Source organism: Azospirillum ramasamyi, from assembly GCF_003233655.1.
Lineage (GTDB): Bacteria > Pseudomonadota > Alphaproteobacteria > Azospirillales > Azospirillaceae > Azospirillum > Azospirillum ramasamyi.
Window position 1 is genome coordinate 252,263 of sequence record NZ_CP029829.1, and the last position, 17,498, is coordinate 269,760.

The following is a 17,498-nucleotide window of genomic DNA, read 5'->3' on the forward strand; positions in this document are numbered from 1 at the left end:
GCGCCCGAACAGCCGCCGTCATCACAGCCGCTTTCATCGTCGCGCCATGGCCGGAGTAAGCGTTTTGCCGTCGTCGACCAGGGCGCCATTCTCCATGCGCACCCGGCGGGTCGCCAAGCGCTTCAGGAAGCCGTCGTCGTGCGAGATGATCACCATGGCCTGAGGCAGCGCCTGGAGGATGTCGGTCAACCGCTCCTCCGTCGCGTGATCGAGCGCATTGGTCGGCTCATCGAGCAGCAGGACATCGGGCCGCATGGCCAGGACCGTCGCCAGGGCGACCAGCCGCTTCTGGCCGCCGGACAGCTTGTGCGTCACGCGGTCGCCGAAGCCGGCGAGACCGAGAAGGGCCAGCGTTTCCTGCGCGATCTCGCGCGCTTCGGCGGAGGTCTTGCCAAGGTTGAGCGGCCCGAAGGACACGTCCTCCAGCACCGTCGGACAGAAAAGCTGGTCGTCGGCGTCCTGGAACAGCAGCCCGGCGCGGGCGCGCACCTCGTGAAAGTCCTTTTCGGTTCGCCGCGACCGTCCGAAAGCCTCGACGATGCCCGCCGAGGGGCGGCGGAGGCCGACCATGATAAGGAACAGCGTCGTCTTGCCGGAACCGTTCGGGCCGACCAGGGCCACCCGTTCACCGGCGAACAACTCGAATCCGGCGTCGCGCAGCACCGGCCGCTCCGCGTCATACGCGAAGCCGATTCCCTCCAGCCGGAAGAGCGGCGCGCTCACAGCCCCGCCACCGCGATCAGCAGGACCAGCCCGGCGGTCGAGACGAGGGCGAAGACCCCGTCCTGCCGGCGGAAGGGGCCATCGTCGCGCAACGACCGCAACCGGCCGTCGAAGCCGCGGCAGCGCATGGCTTCGGTGATGCGTTCGGCGCGCTCGACCGAGCGCACCATCAGCATGCCGAACAGCCAGCCCAGGCTCCGCCAGCCATGGCGCCCGGCGGTCAGGCGAAAGGCGCGCGCCTTCATGGCGGTGCGCAGGCGCCGGTACTCCTCGCCCAGGACGTCGAGGTAGCGGATGGTGAAGAAGTAGAGGTGGACGAACTTGTCCGGCGCGCCCAGCCGCGACAGCGCGCGGCCGAGCGTCACCGTATCCATGGTGCCGGCCAGGGCCAGAATGGCCAAGGCCACCGCATTGCCCTTCAGCAGGATGACCAATGCGCGTTCCATGCCCTCCAGGCTCACCGGCAGGCCGGCGACGGTGACCCAGGCCGGGCCGGGCACGGTGAAGGGAAGGGAGACCAGCGCCATCAGCATGAACCCGTCGAGCGCGGCCACCTTGCGCAATGTCGCAACGACGGGCAGCCGGGCCGCGGCGGCCAGCATCACCGCGAAGCCGGACGCCAGGGCTACGGCGGCCGTTCCGTCGAGGCCGACCACCACCAGCAGCGCGAAGCCGGCAAGCGCGAGCAGGCGCGATCGCGGATCGAGGGTTCCGATCGGCCCGCCGCCTTGCGGTCCCTCGCCCGAACCGGACGTGCCGGCATGGCCGCCGCCATGGGGCGCAGAGGAAAGGTGAAGCCGCGTGGGGATCGAACTCATCTTGCGCCCTCGCTCCCTGTGACGGGCGCGCCCGTCTTCAGCCGCTTTCTCGGACGCATGGAGAGGCCATAGGCCAGACCACCGAGCCCGACGATGTAACCGATGCCGCCCAGCACGTCATGCCACCTCACGGACTCCTCGAAGGCATCCAGTTGTTCGCGCAGCGGCCTGACCTGCCGCGCCACGCTTTGCTCGACCAGCGCCGCCAGTTCGGCCGGCGGCTGCGCGGCCGACGGTCCGACGGCGGCCGGAACCGTTGCCGGAGCCGTCGCCGCCGGTCCGGCGGACGGCATGGACGGCAGGGTTTCCGGCAACTCGGCGGCCTTCAGGGTGAATCCCGCTTCATGCCCATCCCCGCCATTGGCGGTGATCCGAAGATCGGCACGCTGTCCCGCCTCGAAGCGGAAGCCGCCTTCCGGGTCGGTCCGTCCTTGGAAAACCACCTTTCCGTCCGGGGCGGTGGCGGCGACGGCGGCGTCCTGCGCCCGGCCGCCGGGGCTGAAATAGACATAACCCGAGACCACCGGCCCTTCGGCCGCAGCGAACACCTTCATCTTGTGGGCCAGCGCCGGCTGGCTGAGCGCGATCATTGGCAAGGCCAGCAGGGCCGGCAACCAGGACGGCTTCATTCGGCGGTCTCCTCGGCAAGACGAAGCGGCTTGCGGTCAAGAAGTTCGGGTTTCACGCGCAGGACCAGACTGATCGCCGCCGCGGTGAAGAATGTTTCGATCACCATCACCGGCGCATAGGCGAAGAGGACCAGCTTGGCGGCCGGAACGAACTCCTGCCCGCTCAGCGCCAGGACCAGAGCCACCCCGACCGCCGTCAGCAGGACGCCGAGCCCGCCGGCCAGGCCCGCGGCGGCCACCGTCCAGCGGCTGTCCGGCCCGGCACGCCGCCGCACCGCATCGAACAGCAGGCCGCACAGGACCGCCGGCACCGCCATGTTCATGGCGTTGACCCCCAGCACGACCAATCCGCCGAAACCGAAGAGAACGGCCTGGAGCAGCAGCGCCACCAGGATGGCGGGAAAGGCGGCCCAGCCCAGCGCGATCCCGGTCAGGCCGTTGAGGATCAGGTGGACGCTCGTCGGCCCGACCGGGAAATGAACCAGCGAAGCGACGAAGAACACCGAGGAGAGCACCGCCACCTGGGGGATGCGTTCGGGCTCCATCCGCTTCAGGCCATAGGCGCAGCCCGCCACCGTCACCGTCGCGCCGACGGCCAGAACGGGAAGCGACAGCACGCCGTCCGGGATGTGGGCCATGACGCCAACCTTCCTGCCTCTCGGCCCGGTCTATTTCATGTCGACGGCCTTGACCCAGATCGTCCCGCCGATTTCGAGCGGGGCCGGCTTGCCGTCGGGAGCGGCTTTCGTCGTGTCGGCCTCGCTCACAGCGTTGAACGCCCACCAGCCGGCCCGCGGCATGGCGTAGGCGAAGGTGCCCGCGCCATCGGTCTTGACGACCTGCGTGATGAAGGGATCGGCCGGCGGGTGGACGGAACCGTCGTTCTTCCACTCGATCTCGACTTCGGCATCGGGAAGCGGCTTGCCGTCCTTCATGACGACGCCGCGGAACAGGTTGCCGGTCCAGATTCCGTAAGGGCGGGTGAGCGGCTGGATCTCGATGGGAAAGCCGACCATCGCGTCCCAGTCCTCGCCGCCGCCGAATCCGACGACGACCTTGGCGTAATGCAGGATCTGTTTGCGTTCCGCCGGTTCCCAGTACGAAGCCGGTTCGAGGAAGAACACATAGTCGCCGGGTTCCTTGACCGTGTAGGCGGAGGAATAGGCGGTTTTCCCGTCGATCGTCCGGGGGGTCAGGCTGGCCAGCAGATCGGCCTTCTCACCGTTGGCGAGGACACCGAATTGCGCCGGCTTGCCCATGTCCATGGTTGGCCCTCCCTCCATGGGATGGGTGAAGACCAGATCGAGAGCGACGGTCCGGTCCCCTTCCTCCGGCACGATATCGGTGGAGGGCAGGATTTCCTGGAAATGGGCATCGGCGCCGCCCGCGGCGAAAGTGAACGTTGCCAGAAGGCTTGCGGCAATCCATCCCCTCGAACGATCGAGCATGTCCGCCCCCGTGCTCAGTATGAGAAAATAATAATTTGTCACACCGCACGGAAGTTCAAGTTATTTGCAAAGGTTGCCCGCAACAAAAAAGGCTAGAGGCTGTCATAAGAAATTAATTATAGCAAAAGAAGCCGCGTATTTTCGATCATATGTGCTTCAGGGATAAGGCTTGTTTTGATAGACGGCATTGATCGTACCCGAAGCGCTGCCCTGACCATTTTGCCGGATACTGCCGATTCCACGGAAATTCGGGATGGTGCGAATGACATCGGGCGTGTCCGGGCTTGGCGGCCGGAGTAGGATGGGACGATCTGACCCTACCCGGCGGGCGGCGCACATGGAACGGATCACGGTTTCCCTCGATGATGACCTGCTCAATCAATTCGACGGCTTCATCCGTCGAAAGGGCTACACGAACCGTTCCGAGGCGGTTCGCGACATCCTGCGCGATCTCCTGCAGGAGGATCGCCTGTCCACCGACGAGGCGCCGCACTGCGTCGCCAGCATGAGCTACGTCTACAATCACCATGAACGGGAATTGTCCCGGCGCCTTGCCAACATCCAGCACGCGCACCACGACCTGTTCCGCGCGACCGTCCACGTTCACCTCGACCACGAAAATTGCCTGGAGGTGTCACTGCTCGAAGGGCCGACCAGGGTGGTGCGTGACGTCGCCGATGCCATTGCCGCCGAAACCGGCGTCAGGCACAGCCAGGTCAAGCTCATTCCGGTGGAGGTGACGGTCATGGCCGGCATCCATGGAGCCGGCGGCCTCCGTCATGGTCATCACGATCACCCTGTGACCGACCGTCCGCATGTCCACACCAAACCGAGTTCCTGAAATGGGCTTGCGCTCCGCCTTGCGGCGGGCACCGGTTCCGGGCCGGTCCGCCGCGAAGACGGCCTCAGGTCAGATGGAATATCCAGCCGGCGGCGAGCAGCAGGCACAGGATCGATGTCGGCACGCCCGCCTTGGCGAATTCGGCGAAGTCGATTGTGATCCCGCGCCGGCTCCCCTCCTCGGTGACGATGATGCCGGCGAGGCTGCCGAAGAGCACGGCGTTCGACGAGAAGTTCGTTCCCAGCACTAAGGCGGCGCCGAGCGCGTCGGGGTGGGTGGCGCCCTTCAGGAACGGGGTCACCAGCATCACTGCGGGATTGTTTCCGACGATGTTGGACAGCACCGCCATGACGAGGAGCAAGGACATGGGGTTCTGCAGATCGAACCCGGCTGTGCTCAAATGCGTGATCAGGCGCTGCGGCAGGTCGGTGGCGACGAACGCCGCGTTGACGATGAACAGACCGAAGAGCAGGACCAGGAGGTTGCCGTCGACCTTGCCGAGCAGCCGTTCGGAATCGACGCGGCGGCTGATGAGCAGGACGCTGGCGCCGCAAAGCGCGATCAGCATGTGAGGCCAGTCCGTCGCCACGAAGGCGACGATCACGGCGGCGGTGACGATGGCCGCCTTCGCCGTCTCACCGCGATCGAGCGCGACCGGCGCGTCGTTGTCGGCCTTCGGGGCGGCCTTCGGGGCGGCGAGCGCCCAGCGGCGGCGATAGAGCACGGTCACCACCAGCCAGATGATCGGCAGGCCGACGAGCGCCGGAAGCGCGGCCATGGCCATGAAGCCGGTGAAGGAGAAACCCAGCGTCTCGGCGGTGATCATGTTCTGCGGACTTCCGATGAGCGTCGCCGACGATCCGACATTGACCGCGAAGCAGAAGCCCAGCAGGAACGGGACGGGATTGAGCCGCCGCGCGACGCAGATCCCGGCAAGGACCGGCGTCATCGCGGCCGCCACCACATCCTTGGTGAGCAGCGCAGACATCACGGCCGCCACCGCGATCAGGATGGCGAGCAGCGCCTGTGGCCCGACCCGCGCGGCGCCGGCGGCCCGAGCCACCCAGCCATAGAATCCGGCGACGGCGAAGGACGAGGCGATCACCATGAGGCCGAACAGCAGGCCGATCGTTCTGTAGTCGATCGCCTGCCACGCCGCCGCCGGGGTGATCCGGCCCAGCACGATCAGCAGCAGCGCGCCGACCAGCGCCGCGGCGGTCCGGTCGAGCAGGAAGCCCGGCAGATGGCCCAGCGCCATGGCGACATAGACGAGAAGAAAGATCGTGATGGTCAGATCCATGGTGCGTCCTCCCCCGTACCGGGATCACTTCGGGTTTCCGCGATCCATGTCCCACAGATTGAAGGCGCGTTCGCCATACATGGCGGTGTCGAGCCCCCGCTGCTGGATCTCGTCCGGCACCCGGAGCACGCCCAGCCCGTCCAGCACCCTCAGGATGCCGTAGGTGATGAGGGCGGAGTAGCCGGCGACGACCACGACGGCGAGCAGCTGGACGCCGAACTGCGGGACGCCCGCCACCACCTTGTTGATGTGCGGGCTGGCGAGAATGCCGATCAGCAGGGCTCCCGTCATGCCGCCGACGCCATGCGCCCGCCAGACCTCGAGCGTATCGTCGACCTTCAGCCACCTCTGGACGTATTTGGCGAAATAGCAGGCGGTGGCGCCGATGGCGCCGATGAGAAGCGCGGACATCGGTTCGACATAGCCCGAGGCCGGAGTGATGGTGGCAAGCCCCGCCACCGCGCCCACCAGCACGCCGGAGAAGGTTGGATGGCCGTTCTCCCTCCACTCCCAGAACATCCAGACGAGCATGGCGATGGAGCCGGCCAGCATCGTGTTGGTGAATGCGTAGGCGGACAGCGCATCGGCCGCATAGGCGTCGCCGGCATTGAACCCGAACCATCCGAACCACAGCAGCCCCGCGCCGAGCGCCACCAGCGGCAGGCTGGCCGGCCCGGTGTCCTCCTCGCCGGGGGCGACCTTGCGTTTTCCGAGATACGCGGCCGTCACCAGCGCGGAACAGCCCGCGGTGGTGTGGATGGCGATGCCGCCGGCGAAGTCGGCGACCCCGAGCTGGTCGAGGAAGCCTCCCCCCCAGACCCAATGGGCGACCGGCAGATAGATCAGGATGGTCCAGAGGGCGACGAAGGACAGATAGGCCCCGAAGCGGAACCGCCCGACGAAAGCCCCTGTCATCAGCGCCGGCGTGATGATGGCGAACATCATCTGATAGACGAAAACCATGATGAAGGGGATGTCCGGCCCATAGTTCGGGTTGGGGGTTATGCCCACCTGATACATGCCGAAATAAGTCCCGAAGTTGCCGATGGTCCCGCCGATGTCGGGACCGAAGGCAAGGCTGAAGCCGCCGAACACCCAGATCAGCCCCACCACGCCCATGCAGACGAAGTTCTGGATCATGATCGACAGGACGTCGCGCTGCTTGACCAGGCCACCGTAGAACAGCGCGAGCGCCGGGGTCATCAGGCACACGAGTGCGGTGCACAAGAGTATGAAGGTCGTGTTTCCCGCGTTTACACCTTGCATGGCAGTTCCCTCGATTGGTGCCGAGTGACCCGGGGGTGGGTGACCGGAGCGTGACGAACGGAGGCGGGTGCCGCTCGGGGGATGCTTGGCCGACCGTTCCGGTGCGGCGCGCGATCCCGAGCGGGGAATCCGGATGTTGCGGGACGGCAATGGCCCATCGCGGATTGGCGGCCCATCACGGATTGGCGACGGGATGCGGCGGCTTGATATGTCCTGGTTCCCCGGGGTTTGTGTTGCCGATCCACAGAACGTCGCCGGTGACCGGCTTGTGAGGATGCGGCACCAGGTTCTTCCTCGGGGCGGTGAACATGTACATCGTCAGCACATAGGGGGCGGTGAACGACGGAATGCCGTCCGGCGCCATGAGGACGTCGAACGCGCCATCGACGAACACGGTCAGAATCGTCGCCAGCAGCGCATAGACGACGACCTTCGCCGACGGTGTGAGGAAGATCACGCCGATCGCCATCGCGGTCAGAACCGGGCTGAAGCCGTAGAGTCCCTGGCTGACGGAGGCCGGGTTGGCGCCCATCCCGATGGACACGATCAGGGCGATCACCGACCCGGCCATGGCGGCGATGCCGGCCGGCACCGAGGCGATGAAGATGCCGATGAGAATGATGAGGCCGCTGATCCAACTGCCGAGCAGATAGACCTGTCCGATGTTGCGGAAAAAGATCTGCACGAGCTCCATCGGTGCGGGAATCGCCGCGGCGCCCTGCAGATAATCGGTCGGAAGCTGGGGCGGGGAGCCGGTGACCTTCAATCCGCCGAATGAATAGGCGCAGGCCACCAGCAGCCAGCCGGTGAGAACGAACGGCCCGGTCGAGCCGGGAATGTCCCACTTGTCGGTCAGCGTCGCGCTGAACGCTGCGGTGATGACCGTGCTGGCGGCGGAGCCGAAGAAGACAAGAACCCACAGCTGCGGCGATGCGGCGATGAATGTCGGCAACGCCGCGCCGACGAGCGCGCCGTTGAACCCATAGAGCCCGGACGTAACCGATTTAGGGTCACAGCCCATCACCCTTGCCGTGAGCGTCGCCACCACCACGCCGATGGCCGCGCCGATGGTCGTCGCCCAATTGCCGGAATCATAGGAGGCGTAGGCCATCGCCACGAAGAACAGCACACCCGTCAGGGCGTTCTCCATGAAGAAGACCTGGCTGGCGCCACGCAACGCCTGGAACGCGAAGTTCGAATTTTCTTCGGCCATTCGGATCTCCCACCGGTCAGCGCCACAGGAATTCTTCCGGCAAGGTGCGGCCGCGCGCCTCCTCGCGAACGATGCGCCAGAACCGGCGCACCTCCCGGCGCACGTCATAGGTTTCCACGCCCACCGCGCGCAGCATGAGGCCGGCGTCGTTCGGCAGGCGGCAGACTCCCGAGATCGCCCTTGGCGCCTCACCTGAAAAATTGGTTTCGAAGCGTTCCTTGATGCGGGCGGCGACCGGCGGCGGCGTCAGGCACAGGACGTTGGCGAAGACGTCGTAGCCTCGCATGACGGCCGGATAGTCGACCGTCGGATCGCCTTTCCCGACCAGGATCTTCTCGGTAAACAGCTTGCGGCCGCTGGGCCGCCTCACCGCGACGGCGGTCGACAGCAGATCGAAGCCGAACCGCTCGTCCGCATGGTGATGTTTTCGCCCCGCCAGCGTCATCTCGCCATAGAGCAGCGTCGCGTCTTCCGCGACGACGATGTCGGTCCGGCTGATGAAGCGGGCGTCGCGGTAGAGGATGGTGACTTCGGGCAGATACTCCAGATAGGCCCCGCTTTCGAGCGTCACGGTCTGGTGCTGCGACGCATAGTTCGCGTCCATCCGGTGGACGCGGTTGGCGCCTTGCGAGGTGACATGGGCGCAGGCCCCCTCGCCGACCGTGATGTCGATCTTGTACCGATCGCCCTGGAGGATGCCGCCGCCGACCGAGATGATCGAACAGATCGGCAGCTCCGGCATCGCCTCGTCCCAGTAGAGCGCCTGCTGAACCAGTAGCGGCGCCACGCGGTAGAGGTCGTGCAGGATCGACCGCCCGTCGCGCAGGGAGAAACCGAGGCGAAGCTCCCCGATCTTTCCCGGTGCGGCGGCGCGCATCTGCGCCGGTTCGGATTTGAAGCCGCTCAGTTCCCGCGCCGCGTTCAGCCGGTGGAGTTCATCGCTGAGTTCGATGGCGTCAGGCATTGGCCTTCTCGGGAACCGTGATCCGCAAGTCGAACAGCGCCATGTCGAGGATGAGACGGATCAGCTCGTCGATGCCCTCGCCGGTCTTGCAATTGGTGAAGATGAACGGCTTCTTGCCCCGCATTAGCTTGGAGTCGCGCTCCATCACCTCCAGGCTTGCCCCGACATAGGGGGCGAGATCCTTCTTGTTGATCACCAGGATGTCGGACTGGCAGACGCCCGCGCCGTTCTTGCGGGGGATCTTGTCGCCCGCCGCGACGTCGATGACGTAGATGTAGAAATCCGCCAGTGCCGGGCTGAAGGTCAGCGTCAGGTTGTCGCCGCCGGATTCGATCATGATCACGTCGCTGTCGGGATACTTCGCCTCAAGCTCCTCGACGGCGGCGATGTTCATCGTCGGGTCTTCCCGGACCGCGGTGTGCGGGCAGGTTCCCGTCTCCACGCCGACGATCTTCTCCTCGACCAGGATGCCCTGCAGCGTGCGGCGGACATGCTTGGCATCCTCGGTCGTCACCACGTCGTTGGTGATGATCAGCGGCTTGATCCCGAGCTCGATGAGGCGCGGGGTGATGGCTTCGATGATGGCGGTCTTGCCGGAGCCGACCGGGCCGCCGATGCCGATGCGCGTGATCTTCTTCATGGTTCGCATCCTTTGGCCATGCCGCGTTCAGTTCATGAAGAGGCGGACATGCGTGGTCGTGTGATGGGCGACGAGGACGTCGAAGACGGGAGCGAAGGACGCCATTTCGTCGAGCGAAAGGTCGCGGACGGCGAGGTAGTCGCGTTCGACCTGCCCCTGCGCCGTGAACAGGATGCGCTGCGTGTCGAGATGGTCGATCCGCATCAGCCGCAGCGCCGCGCTCAGGATCATCGTGGCGATGCCGTACTGGTGCATGACGAAGGCTTCGACCTCGTCGACGCCCATTCGGGCCAGTACGACGGCCTGGCTGATCGGGAGGCATCCCGGCGTCGCCTCCGCCTTGATGTCGTCGAGCCAGCGCGCCAGTTCGGGCGACGGCATGATGGTCAGCGCCAGCTCGGAGAACTTCCTGCCGACGCGCGTCAGCATCTGCTGCTGCTCCTCGCCCACGCGCCGGCAGTACAGCTCCCGGTCGGCCTCGAGGATCGCAGCGTAATCGCCGGCAAGCGCCGCGCGATGGGCGTGCAGCAGCGCGATGCCGTCCATGCGCGCCGTCTGGCGCAGGATGAGATCGACATAGTCCAGCAGGGTTTCCGGGCCGGACACGACGCCGGTCTGCAAAGCGGATTCCAGCCCGTTGGAAAAGGCGAAGGATCCGATCGGCAGGGCGGAATCCGAGAATTGCAGCAGACGCGCGAGATGCACCATACCCGAGGGGCTGCCGAGCTTTCCCATGCCGCCGTCCGCCATCATTTCACCGGGGCATGGACATGGCGGTGGGAATGGGTATGCCCATGGTCGTGATGCTGGTGCTCGTGCCCCTGCTCCTGGCCGTGCTCATGCTCATGCTCATGCTCATGCGGGTGGTCATGACCATGCTCGTCCTCGACGGTTGGGCCGCCGTGGTGGTGATGCGGCGTTGCGTCGGCCCCGGCGAACAGCATGCGGACGTCGCGGGCGTCCAGCTTGGCCGCGATCTCCTCGCCCGGCGCGAAATGGGTCTTCACATGGGCGAAGGCGTGGGTCCGCATGACGGAGTCCATCACCTTGCGATCCACGGAAAGCGGGATATAGACGGTGGAGCCCTTGATCACCGCCGGCCAATGCTGGTTGCCGATGCCGTGGCCGAGCTCGAAGCAGGCGCGCAGGATCTCGGTCGGCGTCAGCGTCTCCAGGCCCTCCAGCTCGATAACGAGCACGTCCCTCAGCCCGATCCGGGCGGCGACGATGAGCTTGGCGGTCTCGTCGTAATACAGCACGTCGCCATTGTGCAGATGCTCCGAGCGCGGCAGGGCGATGGCGAGTTCCACGCCCCCCTCGCTCGCCTTGCGCAGACGGTTCTTGGGCGCTTCCCATTGTTCGAGCACCAGCGGATCGACCTGGGCGAGCCGGGCCCGCTCCTGCCAAACCGGATCGCGGAGATTGCCGAGCGTCTTCTCGACAAGAATCATGTTTGCCTCCAAGGGGCTGGACATCAGGCGCGGCGCGACCGCAGCGTGGCGCGAAGGCCGAGCCATGCGGCGGCGTAACCGATGACAAGGCTGGCGATGACGTAGAGGATCGAAAGCAGCAGATTCTCAGGCTTCATCGCCTCCGAATAAGCGCCGAAGATGAAGGACGAGAAGGTGGAGGTTCCTCCGCAGAATCCCGTCGAGATCAGGAACATCGCGTTGGCCGATGCGCGGTTTTCCTGATGCAGGCCGGTGACGAGACCGAGCAGGAAGCAGGCGAGGACGTTCGCCGCGAAGATGTCCACGGGAAAGGCCGCGCTGTAGCGGCCCAGCATGAGCATGAAGAGTTCGCGGACGATCGCACCGCAACCGCCACCCACGAAGACGAGGACCGTCGGCAACCACATCGATGCCTCCTATGCTCTCGCCAGCGCCACGCCGGTGACGACGGCCAGAAGGCCCGCAACGACCGTGACGACGAGATAGACGACCGCAAGCCCATGCCGCCCGGCCCCCGCCATCTTCACCGCATCCAGTTGCATCGTGCTGAAGGTGGTGTAGCCACCCAGGACACCCGTCAGCACGAGGGACGAGATGACGTCGCCGTAGCGATGCTCCCAGCCCAGCGCGAGCAACGCGGAGATGTAGGCGATCAGGAAGGCACCCGTGACGTTGATGACGAAGGTGCCGACCTTGAAGGAGGAGCCGGCGGCCCACCCGTCGATGATCCGGCCGATCTGCCAGCGCAGCAGGGAGCCGATCCCGCCGCCCAGGCCAACCCACAGTATGTCGACTGCATCCATCGGCGGCGCACCCTGGGCTGGCGGTGAGGGAAAGCGGTGCCTTGGCGGGGCCGTCAGCTGAAGAAATGGAGTTGGGCCAGGGCGATGCGCTGTGCCGGCTCGATCGTCGCGTGCGTGCCGTCGACGGTCACGGCGAAGGTTTCCGGGTTGACCTCGATCGTCGGCAGGGCGGTGTTGCGCACCATCGAGCCCTTCGTGATCGTGCGCGTGCCGCAGACCGGAATGACCTGCGACTGCAGCTGGTAGCGGTCCACGATCCCGTCCTCGTAGCCGGCCCGCGAGGTGAAGGTCACACGGGTTTTGGGAAGGGCCGAGCCCATACCGCCGAACATCGGCCGGTAGACCACCGGCTGCGGCGTCGGCAGCGAGGCGTTGGGATCGCCCATCAGCGCCCAGGAGATCATGCCGCCCTTGATGACCATCTTCGGCTTGGCGCCGAAGAAGTCCGGCGACCAGAGCACGAGATCGGCCATCTTGCCGACTTCGACCGAGCCGATGACCTGGGAAACGCCCTGCGCGATGGCGGGATTGATGGTGACCTTGGCGACGAAGCGCAGGACACGCTGGTTGTCGTTGTCGGAACTGTCGCCGCTATAGGCGCCGCGGCGCTGCTTCATCAGGTCGGCGGTCTGGATGGCGCGCGCCCAGCATTCGCCGACGCGGCCCATCGCCTGGCTGTCGCTGGAGATGATCGAGATCGCGCCCAGATCGTGCAGCACATTCTCGGCGGCGATCGTCTCGACGCGCACGCGGCTTTCGGCGAAGGCGACGTCGGTCGGGATCTTCGGGCTGAGATTGTGGCAGATCATCGTCATGTCGAACAACTCGGCCTGCGAGTTGATGCCGAAGGGCAGCGTCGGATTGGTCGAGCTCGGCAGGACGTTCGACAGTCCCGCCACGCGGATGATGTCCGGGGCATGGCCGCCGCCCGCACCTTCCGTATGGTAGGTGTGGATCGTGCGCCCTTCGAAGGCGGCGATCGTGTTCTCGACGAAACCGGATTCGTTCAGCGTGTCGGTGTGGATGCAGACCTGCACGTCGTATCTGTCGGCGACCGACAGGGTCGATCGGATCGCCGCCGGCGTGCTGCCCCAATCCTCGTGGATCTTCAGCCCCATCGCGCCGGCGCGGATCTGTTCCTCCACCGGCAGCGCGGTGGATACGTTGCCCTTGCCCAGAACGCCCGCGTTCACCGGCCAGGCATCGAAGGACCGGAGCATCATTTCGATGTTCCAGGTGCCCGGCGTGATGGTGGTGCCGTTGGTGCCGTCGGTCGGACCGACCCCCCCGCCGAACAGCGTGGTGATGCCGTTTGACAGCGCCGCCGTGGCCTGCTGCGGCGAGATGAAGTGGACGTGAGCGTCGATGCCGCCGGCCGTCAGGATGAGGTGCTCGCCCGAGATCGCATCCGTGCCCGCCCCGAGCGCGAGGCCCGGCGTGACGCCCGGCATGGTCGACGGATTGCCGGCCTTGCCGATGCCGCAGATCAGCCCGTTCTTGATGCCGACATCCGCCTTGACGACGCCCTGGATGGCATCGACGATGGTGACGTTGGTGATGACCAGATCGGGACAGCCGGCCTCGCTGGTGAGCGCGTTGTCATACCCCATGCCGTCGCGCAACGTCTTGCCGCCGCCATAGACCGCCTCTTCGCCATAGACGCGAAGATCCTTCTCGATCTCGATGTAGAGATCGGTGTCGCTCAGCCGGATCTTGTCGCCGGTCGTCGGCCCGTAGAGGTCCGCATATTGCTGCCTCGAGATCTTGGCCATCCCAGAACTCCATTCATTGATTTCTGCAGCGCGTCACGGCTTGTTCTTGAATCCATAGCGTTTGGCGCGTTCGAGAGCGTCCGTGAGGCGTGGGCGGTAATCGTCGTAGCTCTCGTCGCCGGCCCAGCCATCGACGAGGCCGTTGAAACCGACCACCCGCTGCTTGCCCTGATAGGGAACGAGCACGACCTCCTTCTCGTCGCCCGGTTCGAAGCGTACGGCGGTGGTGGCGGGAATGTTGAGCCGCTTGCCGAAAGCCCTTTCCCGGTCGAATTCGAGCGAGGCGTTCACCTCGAAGAAATGGAAGTGCGACCCCACCTGGATCGGGCGATCCCCGGTATTGCGGACCTTCAGCGAGGTGGTCGGATAACCCGCGTTGATTTCGATATCGTCCTTGGCAAGCACGAGTCCTCCAACCGGAGCCTTCATGGAGTTGTTGCTCATGATGTTGCCTTTCAGAAACTTTTACTTGATTGGACTATGGACGGTGACGAGACGACTGCCGTCCGTAAACACCGCCTCCACCTGCACATAGGGGATCATGTCCGCGACGCCTTCCATGATGTCGTTGCGGGTGATCACCTTGCTGGCGAGCTCCATGACTTCCTCGACGGTCTTTCCCGCACGCGCGCCGTCAAGCGCGGCGGCGGCAATGAGCGACACCGTCTCCGGATGGTTGAGCTTCAGCCCCTGATCCTTCCGCTTCTGCGCAACCTGAGCCAGCATGTAGATAAGGAGCTTATCAATTTCCCGTGGGGTGAAGTGCATAAGCAGCCTCCTTGTCCGCCATTCAATAAGAGGTTGGCTAGCATGCCATCGCCCGGCCTGCCGAACTGTGAAGATAATAGCATTGATAACAGCGGACAGGTCGCACACAAACTTTTCCAATCATGGGATAATTCTTATACCTGTATTTAATGAATGCGGCATTAGTCTTTGGGTTTATCAGAAAACGATATTCATATGCGGTTGGTGAAATGCCACTAAATAATAGAAAACAAAAAAGATCAATATCAACTGTTCAAACGATAAGTGTTTATATGGGTTTTTAAAAACAATTAAGGCCGATGGGTGCTTAAATTACGAAGCATACAGGGCGTTTTGCGCGGATGGAGCAGCCTGACGCGGACGGCATGCGGGGTTTCTTGTGGAGCGCCCGCACCGGGTGCCGTTGCGGCAATACCCGATGATCCGGCCCCCGACCGCCCCCTCGAACCAAGCAATGTGCCGGTCAAGGTGAGGAGATGACGTGGTGGGCGGTCCTTTCCCCAATGCTGGTGAAAAGCGTTGTAGTCGAGGCATCGAATTCATAGGAGCGCGGCGCTGGTTCCGCGCCTTCACGCCGCCCTTCGGGCGGATGGGCACACCGCCGGCAGCCGGCACGGTTTGCCGGTGTCCTTTCTGCCAGGACAAAATCAACCCCCCATCCTTCCCTTTCCCGGGGCGGGGGCGGGGGCGGGGGCGGGGGGAAGCCGCATTTTTTACGAAGCATTGCCCGGAACGCCATGCCGAGATAGGAATAATAGCCTATATCTGCACGGGGTTCCCATGTCCCCCGTTTGCCGGTTCTCCGCCCCGTTCACCGCTCTCCTCCGCCATGACGCGAGCGGCGTTGAACCGGTGAACAGGGGCCGGAAAACCGTTTCACGCCGTTTCAAACGTTCCATCAGTTCAGATGCCCGGCCCCTCTCTCCACAGGAAAGAGGGGCGCAGGCGCAAAGCTCAGAACTGATCCTCGCTCAGCGCCATCACCGTGTTGCGGGCGCTGGCGATGGTCGGCAGCAGGGCGGGGGCGGTCGCCAGAACCTGCTCGGCGTAGAAGCGCGCGACGATCAGCTTGCTTTCCAGGAAGGAGGCGTTGGCGCCGGGCTGGCGCATGCCCTCCATCGCCTTCATCGCCGACCGGGCCAGCATCCAGCCGCCGGCCACCGTACCCCACAGCTTCAGATACGCCACCGCGCCGGCCGCAGCGCCCTGCAGGTCGCCCTCCGCCTGGGTGGCGACCATCCAGTCGATGGCCTGGTCCAGCGCATCCAGCCCGGCCGACAGCTCTCTGCGGATCACCGCCAGGTCGTCGCCGGGGGCGGAGCCCAGCTCCTCCACCGTCGCCCGCATGTCGGCGACGAAGGCCTTGGCCGCCGCGCCCTTGTCGCGGCCGGTCTTGCGGAAGGTCAGGTCGTTGCCGTGGATGCCGTTGGTGCCCTCGTAGATCGGGGTGATGCGGGCGTCGCGGTAATGCTGGGCCGCACCCGTCTCCTCGATAAAGCCCATGCCGCCATGGATCTGCACGCCGGTGGACGCCACCTCGCAGCCGATGTCGGTCGACCACGCCTTGACGATCGGGGTCAGCACGTCGACCCGCGCGGCCGCGGCGGCGCGCACCGCCGGGTCCTCGTGGTGGCGGGAGATGTCCAGCTGCGTGCCGGCGTAGAGCGCCAGCGCGCGGGCGGCCTCGGTCTTGGCGCGCATGTCCAGCAGCATGCGGCGCACGTCCGGGTGCTTGATGATGGCGACGCCGGAACCCTTGGGATCGGCCAGATCCTTGCTCTGCACGCGGGTCCTGGCGTAGTCGCGGGCCTGCTGGTAGGCGCGCTCGGCGATCGCCACGCCCTGGATGCCGACGCCGAGCCGGGCGTTGTTCATCATGGTGAACATGTATTCGATGCCGCGGTTCTCCTCGCCGACGAGGTAGCCGATGGCCCCGCCGTCGTCGCCAAAGGCCATCACCGCGGTCGGGCTGGCCATGATGCCCAGCTTGTGCTCCAGGCTGGCGCAGCGCAGGTCGTTGCGCTCGCCCGGCGTGCCGTCGGGCTTGGGCAGGAACTTCGGCACGATGAACAGGCTGATGCCCTTGATGCCGGCCGGGGCGTCGGGCAGGCGGGCCAGCACCAGATGGACGATGTTCTCCGTCAGGTCATGCTCGCCATAGGTGATGAAGATCTTCTGGCCGGTGATGCGGTAGCTGCCGTCCTCCGCCCGCACCGCCTTGGTCCGCACCGCGGCGAGGTCGCTGCCCGCCTGCGGTTCGGTCAGGTTCATCGTCCCGGTCCATTCGCCGGAGATCATCCGCGACAGGTAGACCGCCTTCTGCTCGTCGCTCGCATGCTCGGTCAGCAGATCCACCGCGCCCTGGGTCAGCAGCGGGCACAGGCCGAAGGACAGGTTGGCGGCCTGCCACATCTCGTTCACCGCGAAGGCGACGGTCCAGGGCAGGCCCTGCCCGCCGTATTCCGGCTCGAAGGGCAGGCTGTTCCAGCCGGCTTCGATGAACTGGCCATAGGCCTCCTTCCAGCCGGTGGCGGTGCGGACGACGCCGTTCTCCAGCTTCGCCCCCTCCTTGTCGCCCACCCGGTTCAGCGGGGCGAGCACGCCGGAGGCGAATTTGCCGGCTTCCTCCAGAATGGCATCGACCAGATCGGGGGCGGCGCTGTCGCAATGGGGCAGGGCGGCGATGGCGTCGAGGCCCACCACCTCGTTCAGGACGAAGCGCAGATCGTCGACCGGTGCGGTGTAGGTCATGGCGGGGCGATTCTCCCTCGGGAAGGATTGTTTGATTTACCTATAGGTTAACATACAGCATCGAATGTCGCCTGACGAGAGGGCGGGATGCCATGGGGGAGCAGGCTAGGC

At 65.4% G+C, this 17,498-nt stretch carries 19 protein-coding genes; 1 reads left to right on the plus strand and 18 read right to left on the minus strand.

Annotated elements, in window-relative coordinates:
* Nucleotides 1–33: 33 nt before the first annotated feature.
* From DM194_RS01115 to DM194_RS01135, 5 genes are read right to left on the minus strand one after another with little or no spacing between them, the layout of a single operon-like run.
* Entirely contained in the window at nucleotides 34–723 is a 690-nt protein-coding gene (locus DM194_RS01115) for an energy-coupling factor ABC transporter ATP-binding protein (protein WP_111065547.1), read from the minus strand.
* The gene (gene cbiQ / locus DM194_RS01120) at nucleotides 720–1,541 is read right to left on the minus strand and encodes a cobalt ECF transporter T component CbiQ (RefSeq protein WP_111065548.1); all 822 of its coding nucleotides are present in this window, start codon (nucleotides 1,539–1,541) and stop codon (nucleotides 720–722) included. Before cbiQ ends, DM194_RS01115 begins: the two co-directional genes overlap by 4 nt.
* Nucleotides 1,538–2,170: a carboxypeptidase regulatory-like domain-containing protein gene (locus DM194_RS01125; RefSeq protein WP_176581358.1), complete on the minus strand. Its 633-nt coding sequence runs from the start codon at nucleotides 2,168–2,170 to the stop codon at nucleotides 1,538–1,540. The genes cbiQ and DM194_RS01125 overlap by 4 nt, the downstream gene beginning before the upstream one ends.
* On the minus strand, nucleotides 2,167–2,808 hold the full coding sequence (cbiM, locus tag DM194_RS01130; protein ID WP_111065549.1) for a cobalt transporter CbiM: 642 nt from the start codon (nucleotides 2,806–2,808) through the stop codon (nucleotides 2,167–2,169). The genes DM194_RS01125 and cbiM overlap by 4 nt, the downstream gene beginning before the upstream one ends.
* A gap of 30 nt (nucleotides 2,809–2,838) precedes the next feature.
* The gene (locus tag DM194_RS01135; protein ID WP_111065550.1) at nucleotides 2,839–3,618 is read right to left on the minus strand and encodes a DUF4198 domain-containing protein; all 780 of its coding nucleotides are present in this window, start codon (nucleotides 3,616–3,618) and stop codon (nucleotides 2,839–2,841) included.
* 337 nt (nucleotides 3,619–3,955) lie between these two features.
* On the opposite strand from DM194_RS01135, the gene nikR reads away from it, so the two are divergent.
* A complete protein-coding gene (gene nikR / locus DM194_RS01140) occupies nucleotides 3,956–4,459 on the plus strand; it encodes a nickel-responsive transcriptional regulator NikR (RefSeq protein ID WP_111065551.1) in 504 nt (167 codons plus the stop codon).
* A gap of 64 nt (nucleotides 4,460–4,523) precedes the next feature.
* Here nikR and DM194_RS01145 read toward each other — a convergent pair whose 3' ends face one another.
* The 13 genes from DM194_RS01145 to DM194_RS01205 all read right to left on the minus strand — a co-directional run bounded on the left by DM194_RS01145 (nucleotide 4,524) and on the right by DM194_RS01205 (nucleotide 17,387).
* A complete protein-coding gene (locus tag DM194_RS01145) occupies nucleotides 4,524–5,759 on the minus strand; it encodes an ArsB/NhaD family transporter (protein WP_111065552.1) in 1,236 nt (411 codons plus the stop codon).
* A gap of 24 nt (nucleotides 5,760–5,783) precedes the next feature.
* On the minus strand, nucleotides 5,784–7,025 hold the full coding sequence (locus DM194_RS01150; RefSeq protein WP_111065553.1) for an ammonium transporter: 1,242 nt from the start codon (nucleotides 7,023–7,025) through the stop codon (nucleotides 5,784–5,786).
* Between the two features lie 175 nt (nucleotides 7,026–7,200).
* Complete coding sequence (gene yut / locus DM194_RS01155; protein ID WP_111065554.1) at nucleotides 7,201–8,238, minus strand: urea transporter; 1,038 nt, start codon at nucleotides 8,236–8,238, stop codon at nucleotides 7,201–7,203.
* Nucleotides 8,239–8,254: 16 nt separating this feature from the next.
* Entirely contained in the window at nucleotides 8,255–9,202 is a 948-nt protein-coding gene (locus DM194_RS01160; RefSeq protein WP_176581359.1) for an urease accessory protein UreD, read from the minus strand.
* Nucleotides 9,195–9,842: an urease accessory protein UreG gene (gene ureG, locus DM194_RS01165; RefSeq protein ID WP_111065555.1), complete on the minus strand. Its 648-nt coding sequence runs from the start codon at nucleotides 9,840–9,842 to the stop codon at nucleotides 9,195–9,197. The genes DM194_RS01160 and ureG overlap by 8 nt, the downstream gene beginning before the upstream one ends.
* A 27-nt stretch (nucleotides 9,843–9,869) precedes the next feature.
* Nucleotides 9,870–10,577 (minus strand): urease accessory protein UreF, encoded by a 708-nt coding sequence (locus tag DM194_RS01170; protein ID WP_211110597.1) that lies wholly within the window; start codon nucleotides 10,575–10,577, stop codon nucleotides 9,870–9,872.
* 14 nt (nucleotides 10,578–10,591) lie between these two features.
* A complete protein-coding gene (locus tag DM194_RS01175) occupies nucleotides 10,592–11,293 on the minus strand; it encodes an urease accessory protein UreE (protein WP_111065557.1) in 702 nt (233 codons plus the stop codon).
* A gap of 23 nt (nucleotides 11,294–11,316) precedes the next feature.
* The gene (locus tag DM194_RS01180; protein WP_111065558.1) at nucleotides 11,317–11,700 is read right to left on the minus strand and encodes a CrcB family protein; all 384 of its coding nucleotides are present in this window, start codon (nucleotides 11,698–11,700) and stop codon (nucleotides 11,317–11,319) included.
* A gap of 9 nt (nucleotides 11,701–11,709) precedes the next feature.
* On the minus strand, nucleotides 11,710–12,096 hold the full coding sequence (locus tag DM194_RS01185; RefSeq protein ID WP_111065559.1) for a fluoride efflux transporter FluC: 387 nt from the start codon (nucleotides 12,094–12,096) through the stop codon (nucleotides 11,710–11,712).
* Between the two features lie 53 nt (nucleotides 12,097–12,149).
* A complete protein-coding gene (locus tag DM194_RS01190) occupies nucleotides 12,150–13,868 on the minus strand; it encodes an urease subunit alpha (protein WP_111065560.1) in 1,719 nt (572 codons plus the stop codon).
* Between the two features lie 33 nt (nucleotides 13,869–13,901).
* On the minus strand, nucleotides 13,902–14,312 hold the full coding sequence (gene ureB / locus DM194_RS01195) for an urease subunit beta (protein ID WP_111065561.1): 411 nt from the start codon (nucleotides 14,310–14,312) through the stop codon (nucleotides 13,902–13,904).
* Between the two features lie 21 nt (nucleotides 14,313–14,333).
* Nucleotides 14,334–14,636: an urease subunit gamma gene (locus DM194_RS01200; RefSeq protein ID WP_111065562.1), complete on the minus strand. Its 303-nt coding sequence runs from the start codon at nucleotides 14,634–14,636 to the stop codon at nucleotides 14,334–14,336.
* A gap of 954 nt (nucleotides 14,637–15,590) precedes the next feature.
* Nucleotides 15,591–17,387, minus strand: a complete 1,797-nt coding sequence (locus DM194_RS01205) for an acyl-CoA dehydrogenase (protein WP_111065563.1) — start codon at nucleotides 17,385–17,387, stop codon at nucleotides 15,591–15,593.
* Nucleotides 17,388–17,498: the final 111 nt, after the last annotated feature.